The sequence below is a fragment of the Bradyrhizobium neotropicale genome (assembly GCF_001641695.1).
GTDB classification, from domain to species: domain Bacteria; phylum Pseudomonadota; class Alphaproteobacteria; order Rhizobiales; family Xanthobacteraceae; genus Bradyrhizobium; species Bradyrhizobium neotropicale.
The window spans coordinates 39,441-60,000 of the sequence record NZ_LSEF01000107.1 but is presented as its reverse complement, the minus strand read 5'-3'; the positions used below and the strand labels follow the sequence as shown (position 1 = coordinate 60,000).

16 protein-coding genes, 2 tRNA genes, 2 rRNA genes and 1 riboswitch (1 of these 21 running past the window's edge) are annotated in these 20,560 nt (G+C 62.8%); of the genes, 8 read left to right on the top strand and 12 right to left on the bottom strand.

The window, feature by feature from the left end:
• From AXW67_RS36080 to AXW67_RS36065, 4 genes are all read right to left on the bottom strand, one after another.
• Window positions 1-1,386 (bottom strand): 23S ribosomal RNA (locus AXW67_RS36080) (it extends 1,488 nt beyond the left edge of the window).
• A gap of 389 nt (window positions 1,387-1,775) precedes the next feature.
• Window positions 1,776-1,851 (bottom strand) — tRNA-Ala (locus AXW67_RS36075).
• 33 nt (window positions 1,852-1,884) lie between these two features.
• Window positions 1,885-1,961: transfer RNA gene (locus AXW67_RS36070), tRNA-Ile, on the bottom strand.
• 229 nt (window positions 1,962-2,190) lie between these two features.
• Window positions 2,191-3,681 (bottom strand): 16S ribosomal RNA (locus AXW67_RS36065).
• The 16S and 23S rRNA genes sit together here with 2 tRNA genes alongside, the layout of an rRNA operon.
• A 1,110-nt stretch (window positions 3,682-4,791) precedes the next feature.
• Between AXW67_RS36065 and AXW67_RS36055 the strand changes: the two genes are divergently transcribed.
• On the top strand, window positions 4,792-6,855 hold the full coding sequence (locus AXW67_RS36055; protein WP_063681733.1) for a M23 family metallopeptidase: 2,064 nt from the start codon (window positions 4,792-4,794) through the stop codon (window positions 6,853-6,855).
• Between the two features lie 31 nt (window positions 6,856-6,886).
• On the opposite strand, the gene AXW67_RS36050 is transcribed toward AXW67_RS36055, so the two are convergent.
• Entirely contained in the window at window positions 6,887-7,111 is a 225-nt protein-coding gene (locus tag AXW67_RS36050; RefSeq protein ID WP_063681732.1) for a hypothetical protein, read from the bottom strand.
• The gene (locus AXW67_RS36045) at window positions 7,069-7,299 is read right to left on the bottom strand and encodes a hypothetical protein (RefSeq protein ID WP_063681731.1); all 231 of its coding nucleotides are present in this window, start codon (window positions 7,297-7,299) and stop codon (window positions 7,069-7,071) included. The genes AXW67_RS36050 and AXW67_RS36045 overlap by 43 nt, the downstream gene beginning before the upstream one ends.
• Between AXW67_RS36045 and AXW67_RS36040 the strand changes: the two genes are divergently transcribed.
• Window positions 7,291-7,497 carry a hypothetical protein gene (locus AXW67_RS36040; RefSeq protein WP_063681730.1) on the top strand — a complete coding sequence of 69 codons (207 nt, stop codon included), beginning with the start codon at window positions 7,291-7,293 and terminating at the stop codon, window positions 7,495-7,497. The genes AXW67_RS36045 and AXW67_RS36040 overlap by 9 nt on opposite strands.
• Window positions 7,498-7,705: 208 nt before the next feature.
• Entirely contained in the window at window positions 7,706-7,972 is a 267-nt protein-coding gene (locus AXW67_RS36035) for a hypothetical protein (protein WP_027552403.1), read from the top strand.
• Between the two features lie 74 nt (window positions 7,973-8,046).
• Here the strand turns inward: AXW67_RS36035 and clpB are convergent, their stop codons facing one another.
• Window positions 8,047-10,686 (bottom strand): ATP-dependent chaperone ClpB, encoded by a 2,640-nt coding sequence (gene clpB, locus AXW67_RS36030; RefSeq protein ID WP_027552402.1) that lies wholly within the window; start codon window positions 10,684-10,686, stop codon window positions 8,047-8,049.
• A 241-nt stretch (window positions 10,687-10,927) separates the two neighbouring features.
• On the opposite strand from clpB, the gene AXW67_RS36025 reads away from it, so the two are divergent.
• Window positions 10,928-11,716 (top strand): MOSC domain-containing protein, encoded by a 789-nt coding sequence (locus tag AXW67_RS36025; RefSeq protein ID WP_063681729.1) that lies wholly within the window; start codon window positions 10,928-10,930, stop codon window positions 11,714-11,716.
• Between the two features lie 107 nt (window positions 11,717-11,823).
• Here AXW67_RS36025 and AXW67_RS36020 read toward each other — a convergent pair whose 3' ends face one another.
• Window positions 11,824-12,471: a TIGR02594 family protein gene (locus AXW67_RS36020; RefSeq protein WP_063681728.1), complete on the bottom strand. Its 648-nt coding sequence runs from the start codon at window positions 12,469-12,471 to the stop codon at window positions 11,824-11,826.
• Between the two features lie 235 nt (window positions 12,472-12,706).
• Between AXW67_RS36020 and AXW67_RS36015 the strand changes: the two genes are divergently transcribed.
• On the top strand, window positions 12,707-13,570 hold the full coding sequence (locus AXW67_RS36015) for an alpha/beta fold hydrolase (RefSeq protein ID WP_063681727.1): 864 nt from the start codon (window positions 12,707-12,709) through the stop codon (window positions 13,568-13,570).
• 135 nt (window positions 13,571-13,705) lie between these two features.
• Here the strand turns inward: AXW67_RS36015 and metW are convergent, their stop codons facing one another.
• Together metW and metX are read right to left on the bottom strand one after the other, a co-directional pair.
• Complete coding sequence (gene metW, locus AXW67_RS36010; RefSeq protein ID WP_027552398.1) at window positions 13,706-14,371, bottom strand: methionine biosynthesis protein MetW; 666 nt, start codon at window positions 14,369-14,371, stop codon at window positions 13,706-13,708.
• 3 nt (window positions 14,372-14,374) lie between these two features.
• Entirely contained in the window at window positions 14,375-15,577 is a 1,203-nt protein-coding gene (gene metX, locus AXW67_RS36005) for a homoserine O-acetyltransferase MetX (RefSeq protein WP_063681726.1), read from the bottom strand.
• A gap of 87 nt (window positions 15,578-15,664) precedes the next feature.
• Window positions 15,665-15,744, bottom strand: a riboswitch (SAM riboswitch).
• Between the two features lie 205 nt (window positions 15,745-15,949).
• Between metX and AXW67_RS36000 the strand changes: the two genes are divergently transcribed.
• From AXW67_RS36000 to AXW67_RS35990, 3 genes are read left to right on the top strand one after another with little or no spacing between them, the layout of a single operon-like run.
• On the top strand, window positions 15,950-16,798 hold the full coding sequence (locus AXW67_RS36000) for a chorismate mutase (protein ID WP_063681725.1): 849 nt from the start codon (window positions 15,950-15,952) through the stop codon (window positions 16,796-16,798).
• Between the two features lie 33 nt (window positions 16,799-16,831).
• On the top strand, window positions 16,832-17,929 hold the full coding sequence (gene hisC, locus AXW67_RS35995) for a histidinol-phosphate transaminase (RefSeq protein WP_063681724.1): 1,098 nt from the start codon (window positions 16,832-16,834) through the stop codon (window positions 17,927-17,929).
• A complete protein-coding gene (locus AXW67_RS35990; RefSeq protein ID WP_063681723.1) occupies window positions 17,926-18,861 on the top strand; it encodes a prephenate/arogenate dehydrogenase family protein in 936 nt (311 codons plus the stop codon). The genes hisC and AXW67_RS35990 overlap by 4 nt, the downstream gene beginning before the upstream one ends.
• A 74-nt stretch (window positions 18,862-18,935) precedes the next feature.
• Here the strand turns inward: AXW67_RS35990 and AXW67_RS35985 are convergent, their stop codons facing one another.
• On the bottom strand, window positions 18,936-19,160 hold the full coding sequence (locus AXW67_RS35985; RefSeq protein WP_027552393.1) for a hypothetical protein: 225 nt from the start codon (window positions 19,158-19,160) through the stop codon (window positions 18,936-18,938).
• Between the two features lie 129 nt (window positions 19,161-19,289).
• Entirely contained in the window at window positions 19,290-20,474 is a 1,185-nt protein-coding gene (locus AXW67_RS35980) for a DUF2125 domain-containing protein (protein WP_063681722.1), read from the bottom strand.
• Between the last annotated feature and the right edge of the window lie 86 nt (window positions 20,475-20,560).

Below are 20,560 nucleotides of genomic sequence, written 5' to 3'. Positions count from 1 at the left end.
GTTACTCATGCCAGCATTCGCACTTCTGATACCTCCAGGCGCTCTCACGAGTCGCCCTTCGCAGGCTTACAGAACGCTCCGCTACCGCGTAGCCCTTGCGGACTACACCCTAAGCTTCGGCTCGTGGCTTGAGCCCCGTTACATCTTCGGCGCAGAAACCCTTATTTAGACCAGTGAGCTGTTACGCTTTCTTTAAAGGATGGCTGCTTCTAAGCCAACCTCCTGGTTGTTTTGGGATTTCCACATCCTTTCCCACTTAGCCACGAATTAGGGGCCTTAGCTGTAGGTCCGGGTTGTTTCCCTCTCCACGACGGACGTTAGCACCCGCCGTGTGACTCCCGGATAGTACTCTCAGGTATTCGGAGTTTGGTTGGGTTTGGTAAGACGGTAAGTCCCCCTAGCCCATCCAGTGCTCTACCCCCTGAGGTATTCATCCGAGGCGATACCTAAATATCTTTCGCGGAGAACCAGCTATTTCCCAGTTTGATTGGCCTTTCACCCCTAACCACAAGTCATCGGAGCCTTTTTCAACAGGCACCCGTTCGGTCCTCCAGTGAGTGTTACCTCACCTTCAACCTGCTCATGGCTAGATCACTAGGTTTCGGGTCTAATACAACGAACTTGGCGCCCTATTCAGACTCGCTTTCGCTACGCCTTCGCCTATCGGCTTAAGCTTGCTCGTTAAATTAAGTCGCTGGCCCATAATACAAAAGGTACGATGTCACCCAGAACGAATCTTGGGCTCCATCTGTTTGTAGGTGTCCGGTTTCAGGTCTATTTCACTCCCCTCGTCGGGGTGCTTTTCACCTTTCCCTCACGGTACTGGTTCGCTATCGGTCGCTGAGGAGTACTTAGGCTTGGAGGGTGGTCCCCCCGTGTTCAGACAGGATTGCACGTGTCCCGCCTTACTCAAGGATACATCATCGCATTACTCGTACGGGGCTATCACCCTCTGAGGCCCAGCTTTCCTGACTGGTTCCGATTGTCTTTGATGTATCACTGGCCTGGTCCGCGTTCGCTCGCCACTACTAACGGAGTCTCTGTTGATGTCCTTTCCTCCAGGTACTTAGATGTTTCAGTTCCCTGGGTTTGCTTGAAACCTCCTATTTTATTCAGAAGTCTCATACCTTCACTTGATAACCGGAAATCCAAAACCTCTTCGATCGAAATCTAAAGGCCTGGCTTCTCGCATTATCTGGTCGAACCCCACACCGATGTCTTTCGACAAAGGTCTTGGAGTTCCGGCTATCGAAGGTGGGTTTCCCCATTCGGAAATCCGCGGATCAAAGCTTCTTCGCAGCTCCCCACGGCTTATCGCAGCGTAGCACGTCCTTCATCGCCTCTCAGCGCCAAGGCATCCACCGAACACCCTTAAGGCACTTGATTGCTCTCATTATCAATGTCCACACACTCGGCAGAATGTTGTCTGCGCAACTGCCATCAAAGGCACGCGTCCTCGATGAACGCGATTGTCGCAGCCGGACATTGACTAGAAAGACCAGCTTGCTTCGTAAGATCGTTCCGATAGCGAGGCGGTCAAGCTTCGCTAAAAGGATCATTTACAACTCGCAACCAACCTCACGGCCGGAAGCGAGCGCCGAAATGATCCGGAGATAATGAAGGCTCGCGCAACAATTGCTGCACGACCCAACTCGGATCGATCTCCTCTTTACGATGTCAGAAAACACGCACGTCACTGTCCATCCGGACTAGTGGGTGCGAAGTGATGTTTCGCGGACGATTTCGGTACAAGCTGCGCCGGCAATCAAACCATCTGGTGGAGCCAGACGGGATCGAACCGACGACCTCATGCTTGCAAAGCACGCGCTCTCCCAGCTGAGCTATGGCCCCGTAACCAGAAGACGAATGCTCACTCGATGAAAGTGGTGGGCCTGGGAAGACTTGAACTTCCGACCTCACGCTTATCAAGCGCGCGCTCTAACCAACTGAGCTACAAGCCCCTAACGCATATCCTTCGGAGGACAAGGGATCTTGCTCGCGTGCAGCCGGCCACTAGCGCCGAATGCAACCGCACAGCGCAGCCCCTGGCGCGTGTTCGTCCGCGAAGAAAGAGAAACGTAGACGGCGAAATCCCGCCAATGGAGCTCAACGATCTGGCGATCTGTTGGCCCCTGATGTTTCTAAAACGGTCCGATAGTGAGCGTGAGCTCTCTGAAGGACCATCCTTAGAAAGGAGGTGATCCAGCCGCAGGTTCCCCTACGGCTACCTTGTTACGACTTCACCCCAGTCGCTGACCCTACCGTGGCCGGCTGCCTCCATTGCTGGTTAGCGCACCGTCTTCAGGTAAAGCCAACTCCCATGGTGTGACGGGCGGTGTGTACAAGGCCCGGGAACGTATTCACCGTGGCGTGCTGATCCACGATTACTAGCGATTCCAACTTCATGGGCTCGAGTTGCAGAGCCCAATCCGAACTGAGACGGCTTTTTGAGATTTGCTAGGACTTGCGTCTTCGCTTCCCATTGTCACCGCCATTGTAGCACGTGTGTAGCCCAGCCCGTAAGGGCCATGAGGACTTGACGTCATCCCCACCTTCCTCGCGGCTTATCACCGGCAGTCTCCTTAGAGTGCTCAACTAAATGGTAGCAACTAAGGACGGGGGTTGCGCTCGTTGCGGGACTTAACCCAACATCTCACGACACGAGCTGACGACAGCCATGCAGCACCTGTCTCCGGTCCAGCCGAACTGAAGAACTCCGTCTCTGGAGTCCGCGACCGGGATGTCAAGGGCTGGTAAGGTTCTGCGCGTTGCGTCGAATTAAACCACATGCTCCACCGCTTGTGCGGGCCCCCGTCAATTCCTTTGAGTTTTAATCTTGCGACCGTACTCCCCAGGCGGAATGCTTAAAGCGTTAGCTGCGCCACTAGTGAGTAAACCCACTAACGGCTGGCATTCATCGTTTACGGCGTGGACTACCAGGGTATCTAATCCTGTTTGCTCCCCACGCTTTCGTGCCTCAGCGTCAGTATCGGGCCAGTGAGCCGCCTTCGCCACTGGTGTTCTTGCGAATATCTACGAATTTCACCTCTACACTCGCAGTTCCACTCACCTCTCCCGAACTCAAGATCTTCAGTATCAAAGGCAGTTCTGGAGTTGAGCTCCAGGATTTCACCCCTGACTTAAAGACCCGCCTACGCACCCTTTACGCCCAGTGATTCCGAGCAACGCTAGCCCCCTTCGTATTACCGCGGCTGCTGGCACGAAGTTAGCCGGGGCTTATTCTTGCGGTACCGTCATTATCTTCCCGCACAAAAGAGCTTTACAACCCTAGGGCCTTCATCACTCACGCGGCATGGCTGGATCAGGGTTGCCCCCATTGTCCAATATTCCCCACTGCTGCCTCCCGTAGGAGTTTGGGCCGTGTCTCAGTCCCAATGTGGCTGATCATCCTCTCAGACCAGCTACTGATCGTCGCCTTGGTGAGCCATTACCTCACCAACTAGCTAATCAGACGCGGGCCGATCTTTCGGCGATAAATCTTTCCCCGTAAGGGCTTATCCGGTATTAGCACAAGTTTCCCTGTGTTGTTCCGAACCAAAAGGTACGTTCCCACGCGTTACTCACCCGTCTGCCGCTGACGTATTGCTACGCCCGCTCGACTTGCATGTGTTAAGCCTGCCGCCAGCGTTCGCTCTGAGCCAGGATCAAACTCTCAAGTTGGACTTGAACTTTGAACCGGCTGATCACAACGTTTGACGAGGTCCCACCATTGTCGACCGAAATCGACTTGCTGTCTGCGATTCACATCGCGGACAACGATGGTGTTTCCTTTGAAACGTGTACCGCCGAAGTCTTTCGTCCTCTCTCAGTACTCAAAAGCCGAAGCTCTTAAGTGGTCCGAGAGGCGCAAGGACTCCGCCGTCCACGTTTCTCTTTCTTCATCTTCACTTGTCAAACAGCCCGGGACCGGAGAGGTCCCAACCTTCCTGAGAGGAAGGGTTCCGACACCCTTACCGACGATGAATGACTCCAACCGACTGGTGTCGATTGTTGTGTCACTCAACAAGGTGAGGAGCATCAGTGGCGCGTTCGCTCGCCTTGGTCAGTGACCCGGCGGCGCCGCGCTCAGTGGTTGGGTTATAGTCCCCACCGATCGGGAATGTCAACGCCCATTGTCAACAAATCGTCGCACGCCCAAAGTTCGGAAAAATTCACGTGTTTTCCATGACTTAGGTGGGAGGCCATGGCTGGGTCGACGACGCGGGTGGTAAAAAATCTGAAAAAAGTTTGGGGCCGGAGGGGCTGCAAAAGGGTCCCGGAGGGGTTCCGGCGAGGGTCCCGGGCCCCCGGCGGGGGTGGCTCGGCAATGCGGGGGAGGAAAAAAAGCGAAAAAAATTTCGAGGCAGAGGGGTTCGGAGGGAATCCCGGAGGGGGGACGCCTCAAAGGGTCCTGGATCCCACGGCGGGGTGGCCCGGTGGCCGGCCCGTTCAGGAAACTTTTTCCGGATTTGCGGCCGTACTAGAGCCACAATCCCGCGGCGTTCTGATAAGAGACAAGCTTGAATCGTCGGGTGCCAGTGGGGGCTGCCGGCGATTTTCACTGGTCAGAGGAAGGCAATCTTACGATGAAGCGGCCTTCTTCAGACATTCGAGAGACATCGAGAGACCTCTGCCCGCTTAGCTGTTCGTAATTTCGGCCGGCCCTCTTCGGGGCTTTCTGACTGCGGACTCCTGTGCGGTTTGCCTTTTCCAGCGATGCCCCTTCAAGAGGGCAACCTCGGCGAAGGCTCGGAGACAGGGCTTCTTGGGTCGTTGATTGGGGGACGTGGGTTGAACCATAGGACGTCACGCGGGGGTTATGGGCGTGAGACCGGGATCATCGATCTCGGCCACGAGCCGCCACTTTCCGTCGATGGTTCCGAAGCCGCCGTCATCGATCGTCGTCGCGTCTCCGTGCAATGGTTCAGCGGTACAATTCTGACCGGACTCTGCGGCGCGGCCCTGATCGGCGGCGCCGTTTTCGCATCTCTCGACGGCGAGATGACCTTTGCGAAGGTGCCGGAGCGGGTCGAGGGCGCGCTGCGGGGCGCGTTCGGCGCAGCTGACCGCGCCGCCACGCTGCACAAGAGCGACCGCCTGCCGCCGCCCAACGAATCCACGGCCTCACGCAACATCGTACGCGTCTCCACCGTTGCCCGCGTCGGCAACCGCGACGTGATGCGCGTGCGCCCCTTCGTCCGGATCGCGGGCAATCTGTCGATGACGACGAGCGATCTGTCGGCGAAGATTCCCCCATTCAACGCGCAGCGTCTTCTCAGCGACGTCGGCGCCGATCCGAAGACGGCCTCCGACGATCCGAACAATCCCGAAGCCGTCGAGCCCGACGCCGAAGTCTCCTTCGTCACCAAGGACCTGTCGCCGGTGCTGCCGAAGGCCAAGATTTCCGCAGTGGTGGCGCTCGACGACATCCTGATGCGGGTGCGCGATGCCGCCAACTGGCGCGGCAATGGCGGCGTGCGCTACGCAGCGCTCGCCAATGCCACCGCCGACGTCTCCGGTGCGGCCGGCCAGTCCGACATCAAGATGGCCTACGCCACCGAGTCGCCCTCGGCGGACCCCTATGCCGGCTTCGAGACTCGCGTGGTGCCGGAAAACGTCACGCTGCTGCCGAAGACCAAGGAGCAGATCACGGGCGGCAATCCGAACGGTGAGCGCGTCCACATGGTCAAGAAGGGCGACAGCGTCGGCTCCGTGCTGCGCGATCTCGGCGCCACGCCGGAAGAAATCAAGGCGATCACCGCGACGCTCGGGCCGCGCGGCCGCGACGGCGGCCTGAAGGAAGGCGAGAAGCTGCGCATCCTGATAGCGCCGGCAACGCCCGGCGCGCGGCTGCAGCCGTTCCGCGTCGTCGTTGCCAACGACACCACGGTCGAGGCCATCGCCGCGCTGTCGGATCTCGGCAAATACGTTGCGGTCGACGTCTCGAGCATGAACACCGTCGCGGATGCGACCGCGAACGCCAACAGCGACGACGACGATGATGACGACGGCTCCGGCGTCAGGCTCTACCAGAGCATCTACGAGACCGCGATGCGCAACAAAGTGCCGATGCCGGTCATCGACGACATGATCAAGATCTACTCCTACGACGTCGACTTCCAGCGCAAGGTGCAGCCTGGCGATTCCTTCGACGTCTTCTACGCCGGTGAAGACGAGGGCGTGACCGCGACCGAGAAGAACGAGGTGCTGTTCGCCTCGCTGACGGTCGGCGGCGAGACCAAGAAATACTACCGCTTCCAGAGTCCCGACGACGGCGTCGTCGACTACTATGACGAGACCGGCAAGAGCGCGAAGAAGTTCCTGGTCAGAAAGCCCGTCAACAGCGCGATCATGCGCTCCGGCTTCGGCGGCCGTCGCCATCCGATCCTGGGCTACGTCAAGATGCACACCGGCGTCGACTGGGCCACCGCCTACGGCACGCCGATCTTCGCTGCCGGCAACGGCGTGATCGAGAAGGCCCAGCTCGAGGGCGGCTACGGCAAGTATATCCGCATCAAGCACAACAACGGCTACGAGACCGCGTACGGCCACATGTCGGCCTTCGCCAAGGGCATGGAGGCGGGCAAGAAGGTGCGCCAAGGCCAGGTGATCGGCTTCGTCGGCTCGACCGGCCAGTCGACGGGACCCCACGTCCACTACGAAATCCTCGTCAACGGTCGCTTCGTCGACCCGATGCGCGTGAAGCTGCCGCGCGGCCGCTCGCTGGAAGGCCCGATGCTGGCGGGCTTCGAGAAGGAACGCGACCGCCTCGATGGCATGATGAGCGGTCGCAACGGCGCCATCGCCCGGATGTCGGATGCGACCGGCGGGCCGCTGCAGGTCAGCAACCGCTAGGCCGGCAATCCCTCACCCTCGTTGGGCGCGGCTAGGGCAGAACCTGCGCCCGCACGATCACGAACACGATTCCGATCGCCGTCAGGCCGAACGAAACGGCCATCAGCGGCAGCAGCACGTCGATCGCGGCATGCGAGCCGTGAAGCCTCGCGCCCCAGACCGCGAACTCGCCGGCCTCCCAGTCGCGCAGCGAGGTCGGCCTCAGATGCGGCTCTACGGCATCCGATATCTCCTCCAGACCAGCGAAAGCGTCCATGGCAGCAGGATCGCGACCACGAACAGCAGCGTGACGAAGCCGAGGGAGAGGCTGACATCACTGCTGCGATCAAACAGCACCCAGGCCATCAGCGTGAACCAGGCGACAAGGCCGACGGCGGCCCCATAGATCTTGGGATGAAGCTCGTCGAAGACAGGATGATTGGAGACGACAAGATCTTGTTTCATGGCGGTTTCCTGCGCTGGCTTGTGGAGCAGGCTTCGCCGACGACGATTTTGGAGGTGCTGACGGCGATCGATCAGGCGCTCAAGCAGGCCCAGGGCGAGACGCGGATGGCGTGCGAGGCGGCTTTTGGGGGATCGGAGCGCTCGGCGGCGAACCTGTGTGCTGGGGCAACCCCCTGCCCGCGGCAGGAGTTTCATTAAATCGAATGGTACCATGGCCCCAGTCGCACCGTCGCAGGTGAACAACCGGTAGCTCTGCCGGTCACTTTTTCCCGCGGGACTTCTACCCGGCCGGGCTTCTTCCTACGTCCTGTCTCATGGAACTGTTCTACGGGCATCCCGATTGACACGCGCGACGGGTTTTACCGTCGCCCCAGGACGTGCACGCCACGAGCATGAGGAGGGAACCATGCGGCGCCTCTCACGCGACGATGTCGTCAAGACCGTGGATCGAGCCGACGACGTCACCATCGCCCAAATCATCGGAACCGGCGCGACTGTGGAAGAGCTCGCCGAAGCGCAAGCCTGGCTCGCCAATGACGAGCCGATGATCAACGACCTGCGGCCGCTGGCGCACGGACGCGTGCGCGAGCTCGTGGATATTCTTTCGGAGCTCGAGCAGGACCGCGACGAGGAAGGTCCGGCCGGCCCCGGCTCCGGCTCTACGGCCAGCTAGCAAGCGGCCCCAGAAACAGTTCGCCCCGGAGAGACCTCTCCGGGGCGATCTTGTTTGGCGGCGAGTGCCAGCGATCAATTCAGCTTGCGCTTCGACACCGGCGTTTCGAACTGGGTAATCTCCGCGGTCTGAGGTGCCTTGCCGTTGAAGGTCAGCACGTTGCCCGCGGACGAGATCGTAACGCTATCTCCGTCCCTCACCTCGCCGGCCAGGATCATCTCGGCAAGCGGATCCTGAAGGTAGCGCTGGATCACGCGCTTGAGCGGCCTTGCGCCGTAGGCGGGATCCCAGCCCTTGGCGGCAAGCCAGTCGCGTGCGGCCGCGTCCAGCGTCAGAACGATCTTGCGATCGGTCAGCAGCTTCTGCAGGCGCGCGAACTGGATCTCGACGATCCGGCCCATCTCGCTCTTCTGCAAGCGATGGAACAGGATGATCTCGTCGACGCGGTTCAAAAATTCCGGCCTGAAATGTGCCCGCACCGTCGCCATCACCTGCTCGCGCACGGCCGACGTGTCTTCGCCCTCCGGTTGATTCACCAAAAACTCCGAGCCGAGGTTCGAGGTCATGATGATCAGCGTGTTGCGGAAATCGACGGTACGGCCCTGACCATCGGTCAGGCGGCCGTCGTCGAGCACCTGCAACAGGACGTTGAAGACGTCAGGATGGGCCTTCTCGATCTCGTCGAACAGTACCACCTGGTAGGGCCGGCGCCGCACCGCTTCGGTCAGCGCACCGCCCTCGTCATAGCCGACATAGCCCGGAGGCGCGCCGATCAGCCGCGAGACCGAGTGCTTCTCCATGTATTCGGACATGTCGAGGCGGACCATCGCGGTCTCGTCGTTGAAGAGATACTCCGCCAGGGCTTTCGTCAGCTCGGTCTTGCCGACACCGGTGGGGCCCAGGAACATGAACGAGCCGGTCGGCCGGTGCGGGTCCTGCAGGCCTGCGCGCGAGCGGCGTACGGCGGTTGCGACCGCACGCACGGCCTCAGCTTGGCCGACGACGCGCGTGCCGAGTTGCTCCTCCATCTTCAGGAGCTTCTCCTTCTCGCCTTCCAGCATCTTGTCGACGGGCACGCCGGTCCAGCGCGAGACCACCTGCGCGATGTGGTTGGCGGTGACCGCCTCCTCCATCATCTCGCCGGAGCCTTCACGCGCCTCGATGTCCGCGAGCTTCTTCTCGAGCTCCGGGATCCGGCCATAGGCCAGCTCGCCGGCGCGCTGGAATTCGCCGCGCCGCTGTGCATTGGCAAGCTCGACGCGCAAGCCGTCGAGCTCGGCTTTCAGCTTCTGGGCGTTCGAGAGCTTGTTCTTCTCCGCGCTCCAGCGTGACGTCAGCGCCGCCGACTTCTCCTCGAGCTCGACGAGCTCCTTCTCCAGCCCCTCGAGACGGGCCTTGGAGCCGAGATCGCTCTCTTTCTTCAGGGCCTCCTGCTCGATCTTGAGCCGGATGATCTCGCGGTCGAGCGAATCCAGCTCTTCCGGCTTGGAATCGACCTGCATCTTCAGCCGCGCGGCGGCCTCGTCCATGAGGTCGATCGCCTTGTCGGGCAGGAAACGGTCGGTGATGTAACGGTTGGACAGCGTCGCGGAGGCAACAAGCGCGGAATCGGTGATCCGAACTCCGTGGTGCTGCTCGTACTTGTCCTTCAGCCCGCGCAGGATCGAGATGGTGTCCTCGACCGATGGCTCGCTGACGAAGATCGGCTGGAAGCGCCGTGCCAGCGCCGCGTCCTTCTCGACATGCTTCTGGTACTCGTCGAGCGTGGTCGCGCCGATGCAGTGCAGCTCGCCGCGCGCCAAAGCCGGCTTGAGCAGGTTGGACGCGTCCATCGCGCCGTCGGCCTTGCCGGCGCCGATCAGCGTGTGCATCTCGTCGATGAACAGGATGAAGTTGCCGTCGCTCGCGGTCACTTCCTGGAGCACGGCCTTCAGCCGCTCCTCGAACTCGCCGCGATACTTCGCGCCGGCGATCAGCGCGCCGAGGTCGAGCGAGAGCAGCTTCTTGTCCTTGAGGCTCTCCGGAACGTCGCCATTGACGATGCGCAGCGCAAGGCCTTCGGCGATGGCGGTCTTGCCGACGCCGGGCTCGCCGATCAGGACGGGATTGTTCTTGGTCCGGCGCGACAGCACCTGGATGGTGCGGCGGATCTCCTCGTCGCGGCCGATGACCGGGTCGAGCTTGCCGTCGCGCGCAGCCTGGGTCAGATCGCGGGCATATTTCTTCAGGGCGTCATAGGCGTTCTCGGCGGTCGCGCTGTCGGCGGTCCGGCCCTTGCGCAGCGCCTCGATCGCCGCATTGAGATTTTGCGGGGTGACCCCGCCCTTGGCCAGGATCGCGCCGGCCTCGCTGGTCTTCTCCAGCGCAAGCCCGAGCAGGAGGCGCTCGACAGTGACAAAGCTGTCGCCGGCCTTCTCGCCGGCCTTTTCTGCCGCGTCAAAGGTACGGGCGAGCTCAGGCGCCAGATAGATCTGCCCGGCGCCGCCACCACTGACCTTCGGCACCTTGTTCAGGGCGTCCTCGGTCGCCTTCAAAATTGCACGGGAATTGCCGCCGGCACGGTCGATCAGACCGGCAGCGAGCCCCTCATTGTCGTCCAAAAGGACTTTCAGGAGGTGCAGGGTCGAAAACTGCTGGTGCCCCTCGCGCATCGCGAGCGATTGCGCAGACTGGATGAAGCCCCTGGAGCGTTCGGTATATTTGTCGATGTTCATGTCTTTTCTTTCCCTCGGCCTGCCCCTGGAGCCCTCTAAGGCACTCCAAACGGCATCTTCACTGGGTTTCCGCTGGCCGCGTTGACGTTCCTCAACCGGCAACGGTCGTTATCAGCCGGCGCTGGCGCCGGCCTGACCCAGATGTGGGAAGCGTGCCCTCGGATCGAAAGAGGCGACTTCACAAATTCGTGCGCAGACTGGCCTGCTTGGCTCCGGCCGGTCGAATCCCTTAAGTAGCACCATGACACCGAGCCCGACCGCCGAGATCACCGGCCTTTACCGCTACCCGGTCAAAGGCCTGACGCCAGAGCCTCTGCCCCGCGCGCCCTTGCGGGTCGGCCAGACCCTGCCCGCCGACCGCCGCTACGCCATCGAGAACGGCCCGAGCGGCTTCGATCCCGAGTCGCCCCAGTGGAAGCCGAAAATCCAGTTTCTGATGCTGGCGCGCAATGAGCGGCTGGCAACCCTCGACAGCCGGTTCGAGGACGCGACCAACCGCCTGACCATCCGCGAGAACGGCCAAATCGTCGCCAGCGGCGATCTCGAGACTGCCGCCGGGCGCGCCGCCATCGAGGGCTACTTCAGCGCGAACTTTCAGCCGGAGCTGAAGGGCCCGCCAAAGCTGCTTTCCGGCCGCGATCACAGCTTTTCCGACGTCGCCCGCAAGGTCGTGTCCATCATCAATCTCGGCAGCGTCCGCGCCATCGAGACCATGCTCGGCGGCGCCGCCGTGCATCCGCTGCGCTTCCGCGCCAATCTCTATGTCCAGGGCTGGCCGGCATGGTCCGAGCTCGACCTCGTCGGCCAGACGCTCGCGATCGGCCAGGCCCGGCTGAAGGTGATCAAACGCATCGTTCGCTGCCCGGCCACTAATGTCGATCCTGAAACCGGCAAGCGCGACCTCGAAATCCCGCCCACGCTCTCGCGTAATCTCGGCCACATGGACTGCGGCATCTATGCCGAGGTGATCGCCGACGGCGAGATCGGCGTCGGCGACGAGATCGCGGTGGAAGAACCGAAGCTGGTGTGAGCTTTCGCAGGGTGGGCAAAGGCGCTCTTGCGCCGTGCCCACCATTCCTTCGAGCAGACAGAAGTGGTGGGCACGCTGCGCTTTGCCCACCCTACGGATTCCTGAACTCAGTTCGGCATCACGTACGCGTAGATCCGGCCGCGCGAGATCGGCGCCTCGCGGACGCGGTTGCCGTTGTTGCCGGAGATCATGATCGGATTGCCGTGCGCGTCGATGCCGGTGATGATGCCGACATGACCGCCCCGCCGGCCGCGCGACATGACCGCGATCGCACCGACCTGCGGACCGGACACACGCGTTCCGTAACGCGCGAACGAGCTCGCCATGTCGGAGCCGGTGCCCTTATGGCCGGTGTGCTCCAGCACCATGTTCATGAAGCGCGCGCACCACAGGCTGCCGCGGTTCGTCGGATTGCCGCCGAGATAGCGGCGCGCCTCGGAGACCAGCCCCGATCCACCACCGAAGCCGCCGCTCGTTGCCCCGCCGCTGTTCGCATTCGGATCATAGCTGGCCTGGGAGTTGCCGAAGCCGCTCGCCTGCGGTTGCGCAGCGCTGCGCCCGACGCGCGAGCCGCGCGCGAAATGCCGGTAGTGATGATGACTGGTGGCGTAATGTGCAGCGTGGTGCACGTGCCGCGCAGCGTGATGACGATGAGACCGTGCTGACGCCGGAGAAACGAACACGGCCGCGGCCGCGAAGAAGAGAGCCAGCGCGACAACGAGACGCGACAGGCGGTACGCAAACAACTCGAGCATTCTTCATCCTACGTTGACACCCCCAATTCCCGTCGGCCCGTGCGGTGGCCGACATCCACGGGCCGTTAAACCTTTAGATGTGGCGAGAAAAAGACACAGCGCCGCAGCGCGAAATGCCGCGTCCGGGAATTGTTGCGATGACTTTGTGTCGCCGCTGCTCTGAGGCTGCCGCATTGCTGCCAACAGAATTAACTGCGATCCTGTGCACACGGCTCTATGAAGAGGGAAAAGGTTAATGCCCCACGCCACGACCAGGGACGACGTCCGCATCTATTTCGAGGAAGGGGGCCAGGGAACGCCCATCATTTTTCTGCACGAGTTCGCGGCCGACTACACCAATTGGGAGCCGCAGATGCGCTACTTCTCGCGCGGCCACCGCTGCATCACCTATTCCGCGCGCGGCTACACGCCGTCGGATGTGCCCTCTGGCGAGGTCTACACCTACAAGCACTTCTACACCGATGCGCTGGCCGTGCTCGATCATCTCAAGATCGATTGCGCACATCTGGTCGGCCTCTCGATGGGCGCCTATTCATCGCTGCAGATCGGCCTCAATGCGCCAGAGCGCGCGCTGTCGATGACGCTTGCCGGCGTCGGCTCCGGCTCGGAGCTCGAGAACCTCGACGCCTGGCGCAAGCAGTGCCGCGCCAATGCCGAACAGTTCGAGACACTCGGCACCTCCGAGGTCGCCAAGGTCACGCGCGAGGCACCGAGCCGGATTCCATTCCTGGTCAAGGACCCGCGCGGCCACGCGGATTTCTACGCCGCGCTGGCGCGGCATGACGCCAAGGGATCGGCGAGCACAATGCGTGGCTTCCAGGGCGGCCGCCCCTCGATCTACACCATGACGGATGCGATCAGAAACGTCGCGACACCAGCGCTGATCATCTGCGGCGACGAGGACGATCCGTGTGTCGGGCCGAGCCTGTTCCTGAAGAAGCATCTGCCGGCGGCCGGGCTCGCGATGTTTCCGAAGTCGGGCCACGTGCTGAACCTCGAGGAGCCCGCGCTGTTCAACGAGAGCGTGGAGCGGTTCGTCACGCTGGTGGAAGCCGGGCGATGGCCGGTGCGCGATCCGAGGTCGGTGGCTGCAAACTAGCTCGTCATTCCACATTGCGCAATTGCGCAATGGGGATGCGCCGGCAGGCGCAGGCCCGGAATCGATTGTGCCACGAACGCTGAGGCCCGATGGATTCCGGGTTCGATGCTTCGCATCGCCCCGGAATGACGGTGACTACGACTTCCTGCCGCCTCTGCTTAGCAGAAACACACCCTGCTCGCCGAACAGATTCCACACCCACCAGGGCAGCCGCAGCCGGAGCGGGCGGCCATAGAGGTCGAGCGCCTCGGCGCGCTCCATCTTGACACCGATCGCATCGCAGAGCTCGACGAAATCCTTGATGGTGCAGAAGTGGATGTTGGTGGTGTCGTACCAGGTCGCCGGCAGATTCTCCGTGCGCGGCATGTGTCCGCCGATCAGGAGCTGCAAGCGCATCTTCCAGTAGCCGAAATTCGGGAACGACACGATCGCGCGATGGCCGATGCGGAGCAGGTTTTCCAGCACGACCCTCGGCTGCCGCGTCGCCTGCAGCGTCTGCGACAGGATCACGTAGTCGAAGGCGTCATCGGGATAGTTGACGAGGTCGGTATCGGCATCGCCCTGCACCACCGCAAGCCCCTTGGCGACGCAGCGATTGACGCCCTCGCGCGACAGCTCGATGCCGCGTCCGTCGATGCCGCGGGTCTCCAGAAGCTGCAGCAGGTCGCCGTCGCCGCAACCGACGTCGAGCACTTTCGAGCCGGGCTTGACCATCTCGGCGACCAGGAGATGGTCGGCGCGATAGTAGCCGGAATGCTCAGTGACAACGCCGTTGAGAGGCAGCACTTCTTGCACGGACATGTCTCAATCGCCCTTGCTGGTGAGCCCGCGCGCTTTGCCTGCGGATTGCAGGAAGGCGCGCGAGATATCGAAGAATTCGGGCACGTCGAGCAGGAAGGCATCATGGCCGCGATCGGTCTCGATCTCGGCGAATGACACCCGCGCGCTCGACGCGTTCAACGCATGCACGAGCGCGCGCGATTCCGATGTCGGGAACAGCCAATCGCTGGTGAAGGAGACAACGCAGAAGCGGGTCTGGATGCCCGCGAACGCCTTCGCGAGCACGCCGTCATGATCAGCAGCGATGTCGAAATAATCCATCGCGCGCGTCAGATAGAGATAGCTATTGGCATCAAAGCGCTCGACGAAGGACGAGCCCTGGTAGCGCAGATAGCTCTCGACCTGGAAATCGGCGTCGAACGAGAAGGTCGGCAGCTCGCGATCCTGCATGCGCCGGCCGAACTTTCGATGCAGCGCCGCGTCGGACAGGTAGGTGATATGCGCGGCCATCCGCGCCACCGCGAGACCGCGATGCGGATGGATGCGGTGATCGGTGTAGCGGCCGTTGTGCCAGTCGGGATCGGCCATCACGGCCTGCCGGCCGAGCTCGTGGAAGGCGATGTTCTGCGCCGAGTGCCGTGTCGAGCAGGCGATCGCCAGCGCGGAGAACACGCGGCCAGGATAGGCCGCGGTCCACTGCAACACCTGCATGCCGCCCATCGAGCCGCCGACCACTGCGAACAGCGTGTCGATGCCGAGCCGGTCGATCAGCATGGCCTGCGCGCGCACCATGTCGGGGATCGTGATGACCGGGAAATCCAGCCCCCACACCTTACCGGTCGCGGGATTGATTGAGGCCGGCCCGGTCGAGCCCATGCAGCCGCCAATCACATTGGCGCAGATGATGAAATATCGGCTCGGATCAAGCGGGCGACCGGGGCCCACCAGGGTGTCCCACCAGCCCGGCTTGCCGGTGACGGGATGCACATTGGCGACATGCTGGTCGCCGGTCAGCGCATGGCAGATCAGAACGGCGTTGGAGCGCTCTGCGTTGAGCTCACCATAGGTCTGGTAGGCGATCTGGAACGGCGAGAGATCGATGCCGCAATCGAGCGGCAGCGGCTGATTGGCGCCAAAATGCGCGACCTCCGAACTCGGATGATCCACCTCATGCGACCGGTCGTCGGCACTGATCGCGGGACTGGGAATCGACTTGACGCCAACCATCTCGACCTCATTTGCGATCAGCCCCTGCGGGCCGCCGCTGACATCAGGCCATAAAAAACCCGGCCTGAACGATAGGTTCGGCCGGGATCGGATGCGTCCCCGGCCTGTTTAGCGAGTTTTTTAACGTGGCTGCAAGCCGGCCGGCTCAAATGACCACGGAACAGGTAAAAACTACTGGCTTGGGCAGTTTTCGTCAAGTCGCGGTCCGGATTAACCAGATTCGTCTCTACGCCGTCAGCCGGATAGGCCGTCATTTCTCTTTGCTTTCGGCGCTCATCCTGCCTAATCAGGACCTTGACCGCAGCGGATCCGGCCTTGTCGATCCGGCCTTGCCGATCCGCTCTAGAACGCCTCTCAACAGCACTGACAGATATGTCCCAACGTCCGCCCGCGCCACCATCGTTGCAGGAATTGCGCAAGGAGATCGATGCGATCGACGAGGGCATGCATCGGCTGTTGATGCAGCGTGGCGACATCATCGACCGCCTGATCCAGGTCAAGCAGACCCAGGAGGTCGGCTCGGCGTTCCGGCCCGCGCGCGAGGCCAGCATGATGCGCAGCCTGGTCGAGCGCCATCGCGGTATCCTGCCGCTCGATACGGTCGAGAGCATCTGGCGCGTCATCATCTCGACCTTCACCTATGTCCAGGCGCCGTTCGCGGTGCACGCCGACGTCTCGGTGAGCGAGCCCGCGATGCGCGATTCCGCGCGCTTCCATTTCGGCTTCACCGTGCCTTACGTCGCGCATTTCAGCGCACAGGCAGCGGTCGAGGCGGTCGCGAAATCCAAGGGCGATCTGGCGCTGGTCTCGGCGACCTCCAGCCGCACCCCGTGGTGGCTCTCGCTGGAGGAGACGGGCGCGCCGAAGATCATTGCACGGCTGCCCTTCGTCGAGCGTGCCGACCATCCGGCGGCGCTCCCGGTGTTCGTGGTCTCGCGCGTCGCCGACAGCGCCATGGTGACGGAGGTCGAGACGTTCAGCGTGCGTGTGTCGGGCTGGAATGCCGAGATCGCGCGCGCTGTGTCGCCGCTCGCCGAGATCGTGGCGGTGCCCGACACCGCCTTCGACGGCGCGGCGCTGCTGATCTCTATCACTGCGGCAACCAGCCTCGATAAGATCAAGGCAGCCCTGATCGATGCGGGGGCCTCCGTCCGCTCCACGGCCCTCGTCGGCAGCCACGCAACGCGCTATACGGTGCCCCCGACCGGGACGAAATCGTAGGCCACGGTCCGTCCCGCCCATCCGGAGTCCAAGATGTCCCGCCCCGTGCCGAACCCCGGCATTCTCGATATTGCGCCCTACACGCCCGGCAAGACGCCGGTGCCGGAGCCGGGCCGCAAGGTCTTCAAGCTGTCGGCCAACGAGACGCCGTTCGGGCCCTCGCCCAAGGCGATCGAGGCCTTCAAGCACGTGGCGACGCATCTGGAGGACTATCCCGAGGGCACCTCGCGCGTGCTGCGCGAGGCGATCGGCCGCTCCTTCGGCCTCGATCCCAACCGCATCATCTGCGGCGCCGGCTCGGACGAGATCCTCAACCTGCTCGCCCACACCTATCTCAGTCACGGCGATGAGGCGATCTCGACCACTCACGGCTTCCTGGTCTACCCGATCGCGACCATGGCGAACGGAGCCAAGAATATCGTGGCGCCCGAGAAGGATCTCATCGCCGACGTCGACGCAATCCTGAAAGCCGTGACGCCGCGCACGAAGCTCGTCTGGCTCGCCAATCCCAACAACCCGACCGGCACCTATCTGCCGTTCGACGAGGTCAAGCGCCTGCGCGCGGGCCTGCCGCAGCACATCCTGCTCGTGCTCGACGCCGCCTATTGCGATTACGTTTCTCGTAACGACTATGAGATGGGGATCGAGCTCGTCGCCACGACCGAGAACACCGTGGTGACGCACACCTTCTCCAAGATCCACGGTCTCGCGGCGTTGCGCATCGGCTGGATGTTCGGCCCCGAGCACATCATCGATGCAGTCAACCGCATCCGCGGTCCTTTCAACGTCTCGACGCCGGCGATGTACGCCGCGGTCGCCGCGATCGAGGACACCGCGCATCAGGCGATGTCGAAGCAGTTCACCGAGACCTGGCGCAACTGGCTGACCGATGAGATCGGCAAGCTCGGGCTCAAGGTGACGCCGAGCGTCGCCAATTTCGTTCTGATCCATTTCCCGACCGACAAGGGCAAGACCTCGGACGACGCCGACGCCTTCCTGACCAAGCGGGGCCTGGTGCTGCGAGCGCTGAAGAACTATGGCCTGCCGCATTCACTGCGCATGACCATCGGCACCGAGGAGGCCAACCGCCTCGTGGTCGAGGCCTTGCGCGACTTCGTGGCCGGCAAATGAGCGCGCATCCGCACTTCCAGCGCGTCGCGCTGATCGGCTTCGGCCTGATCGGAGGCTCGATCGCGCGCGCTGCGAAGCTCCAGGGCCTGGCCGGTGAGATCGTCACCACCGCGCGCTCGGAGAAGACGCGCGCGCGGGTCGTCGAACTCGGCATCGTCGATGAGGTCGTGGCGACCAACGCGGAAGCCGTGAAGGATGCCGATCTCGTCATCCTCTGCATTCCCGTCGGCGCCTGCGGGCCGGTGGCGCAGGAGATCGCCGCGCATCTGAAACCGGGCGCGATCATCTCCGACGTCGGCTCGGTCAAGGGCGCCATCGTCAGGGACATGTCCCCACATCTGCCGCGGGGCATTCATTTCATTCCCGCGCATCCGGTTGCCGGCACCGAGCATTCGGGTCCGGATTCCGGTTTCGCCGAGCTGTTCATCAATCGCTGGTGCATCCTCACCCCGCCCGAAGGCACCGACACCGCCGCCGTCGACCGGCTGCGCGGCTTCTGGGCCGCGCTCGGCGCCAAGGTTGAGGTGATGACGCCGGATCATCATGATCTCGTGCTCGCAATCACCAGCCATCTGCCGCATCTGATCGCCTACACCATCGTCGGCACCGCCGACGAGCTGGCGCAGGTGACGGAGTCCGAAGTGATCAAGTTCTCCGCCGGCGGCTTCCGCGATTTTACCCGTATCGCGGCCTCCGATCCGACAATGTGGCGCGACGTCTTCCTCGCCAACAAGGAAGCCGTGCTGGAAATGCTCGGCACCTTCAACGAGGACCTCGCAAAGCTCACCCGCGCGATCCGGCGCGGCGACGGCGAGGCGTTGTTCGACCATTTCACCCGCACCCGCGCGATCCGCCGCGGCATCGTCGAGATCGGCCAGGATTCGGCAGCAGCGGATTTCGGCCGGCCGCACGCGGCGCTCGACAAGAAATGACGAGCATGGGCCCAGCCGATCAGATCCGGCCGGGCCCACCTCAAAACGCGCAGCGCTCGCGGACGGAAGCAACCCTATTTGCCCTTGGCTGCGTGCGGCATCGTGTGCCGCGGCGACTTCGGCATCAACGGCACAAACGCCATGGCATCCCGCGCGCCGCTGAGTGCGGCAGCGTGATCGCCATTCGGATACTGGGCTGCGAATGCGGCCGGCTCCTGCGACTGCCACTGCGCGAGCGCGGGCGTCGCAAATGCGGCCTGGATGGCAATGGCGGCAATGAACAGCTTGGTCTTCGTCATGGTGGTCTCTCCTGAACCGGCCGCTAGAGTGTGCGGCCGACGTGAAGAGAGACCGGATTTCGCGGCCTCGCATTCCCAGTGCGAGGCCGCATCGCCATCACGATGGCGCGAAGCTGTCGTGACTGCCGCTCAGTAAAGCGGCGGGATCTGCCCGACCTTGATCGGGCCGAGCAGCACCGCACCATCGGCGAAGCGCAACGGGAAGCTGCGGGCCTTCTTGCCTTCCAGCGTGCTCTCGGTGCCGAGCGAATTGATGCCGGCGGCAAGCCCGACATTGGCGTTCTGCTTGACGACCTTGCCGAGGCCGGGAATGGCGCGGTCGAGCGCGCCGAGCAGACTATTCAGGTCCTGCGTCTTCACGCCCGGCGCGACGCGATCGAGCGTCGCTTGCGGCACGCCCTCCTCCAGCATCTTCTCGAGGCCGAGCGCCGGGATCACCCGCTCGAGGCCGGTCACCGTCATCTGCAATTCGCCATCGAGACGACCATTGGCGGAGAGGCCGAGCGTGCCAGCCGCGACCGCGATCATGTCGCCCTGCTGGATCCGCGACTGCACGATCTCGACATGGCCACCGGCGGCCTGGAGCTCGCGGAAGCGCTGCGGCCACGGCTTCGGCGCGAGATCGGAAAGCCCGGTGACCTTCGCCCGCACGTCGGCCTCGAACGGCTCGGCGAGCAGCGGATGAACGCCCTGGATGCTGCCCTGCGCGATCTGGAGCACGGTCTCGATGACCGGATGATCGCGCGACGATCCGTCCGCAAGGCGCCCATGCAGCTCGACCTGCTTTGCGCGCGCCATCGGCACCTGCACGGTGCCGTCGAGACGGTTGATGGCGGGATCGTCGAACACGATGGAGGCGCGCTCCGGCACGGCCGGCAAGCCGACCACGCTGCTGCGGCCCTTGCTCCAGTTCACCACGAACGAGGTCTGCGTGACCCCGTCGGTCAGCGTCGCAGGCGCCTTGAATTCGGCGATGACGAGCTTGGGATCATAGACCTGGGCGACCACCAGGATGTTGTCGAGCTTCGCCGTGAACGGCGTCTTGCTCGCGCTCTGCGACACCAGGGCGACGCTGGCGCCATTGCACTGGACCTCGAAGCGGAACGGGAAGCCCGCGATCGAGCGCTTGGCGCAATCATAGATACGGCCGGACTTGGCCTCCTGAGCGCGCCAGGCGTCGGCTGCCACCTCGGCCTGCGAGGCGGCATAGAACCAGAAGCCGCTCCAGGCAGCGGCGAGGATCAGGAGGAGGACGGGGGCAATGAAAAGGCCCCAACGGGAGCGCCGGCCTGCGGCAACGGTCATATCGGACATACGGCGACCCTTTGACCACAGATTTTGGCAAATGTAAGCGGGGTTCGACCGCGGCGGAAGGCGGAGAATTCGCTTCGCTTGGAGAC

What these genes read in the sequence shown, in the direction of transcription:
- AXW67_RS36050 (WP_063681732.1), bottom strand. Translation starts at nt 7,111, where the DNA reads ATGGACGCTTTCGCTGGTCTGGAGGAGATATCGGATGCCGTAGAGCCG.
- AXW67_RS36045 (WP_063681731.1), bottom strand. Translation starts at nt 7,299, where the DNA reads ATGAAACAAGATCTTGTCGTCTCCAATCATCCTGTCTTCGACGAGCTT.
- metX (WP_063681726.1), bottom strand. Translation starts at nt 15,577, where the DNA reads ATGGTTGGCGTCAAGTCGATTCCCAGTCCCGCGATCAGTGCCGACGAC.
- AXW67_RS35990 (WP_063681723.1), top strand. Translation starts at nt 17,926, where the DNA reads ATGAGCGCGCATCCGCACTTCCAGCGCGTCGCGCTGATCGGCTTCGGC.
- hisC (WP_063681724.1), top strand. Translation starts at nt 16,832, where the DNA reads ATGTCCCGCCCCGTGCCGAACCCCGGCATTCTCGATATTGCGCCCTAC.
- AXW67_RS35980 (WP_063681722.1), bottom strand. Translation starts at nt 20,474, where the DNA reads ATGTCCGATATGACCGTTGCCGCAGGCCGGCGCTCCCGTTGGGGCCTT.
- AXW67_RS36035 (WP_027552403.1), top strand. Translation starts at nt 7,706, where the DNA reads ATGCGGCGCCTCTCACGCGACGATGTCGTCAAGACCGTGGATCGAGCC.
- AXW67_RS35985 (WP_027552393.1), bottom strand. Translation starts at nt 19,160, where the DNA reads ATGACGAAGACCAAGCTGTTCATTGCCGCCATTGCCATCCAGGCCGCA.
- AXW67_RS36025 (WP_063681729.1), top strand. Translation starts at nt 10,928, where the DNA reads ATGACACCGAGCCCGACCGCCGAGATCACCGGCCTTTACCGCTACCCG.
- AXW67_RS36020 (WP_063681728.1), bottom strand. Translation starts at nt 12,471, where the DNA reads ATGCTCGAGTTGTTTGCGTACCGCCTGTCGCGTCTCGTTGTCGCGCTG.
- AXW67_RS36000 (WP_063681725.1), top strand. Translation starts at nt 15,950, where the DNA reads ATGTCCCAACGTCCGCCCGCGCCACCATCGTTGCAGGAATTGCGCAAG.
- metW (WP_027552398.1), bottom strand. Translation starts at nt 14,371, where the DNA reads ATGTCCGTGCAAGAAGTGCTGCCTCTCAACGGCGTTGTCACTGAGCAT.
- clpB (WP_027552402.1), bottom strand. Translation starts at nt 10,686, where the DNA reads ATGAACATCGACAAATATACCGAACGCTCCAGGGGCTTCATCCAGTCT.
- AXW67_RS36015 (WP_063681727.1), top strand. Translation starts at nt 12,707, where the DNA reads ATGCCCCACGCCACGACCAGGGACGACGTCCGCATCTATTTCGAGGAA.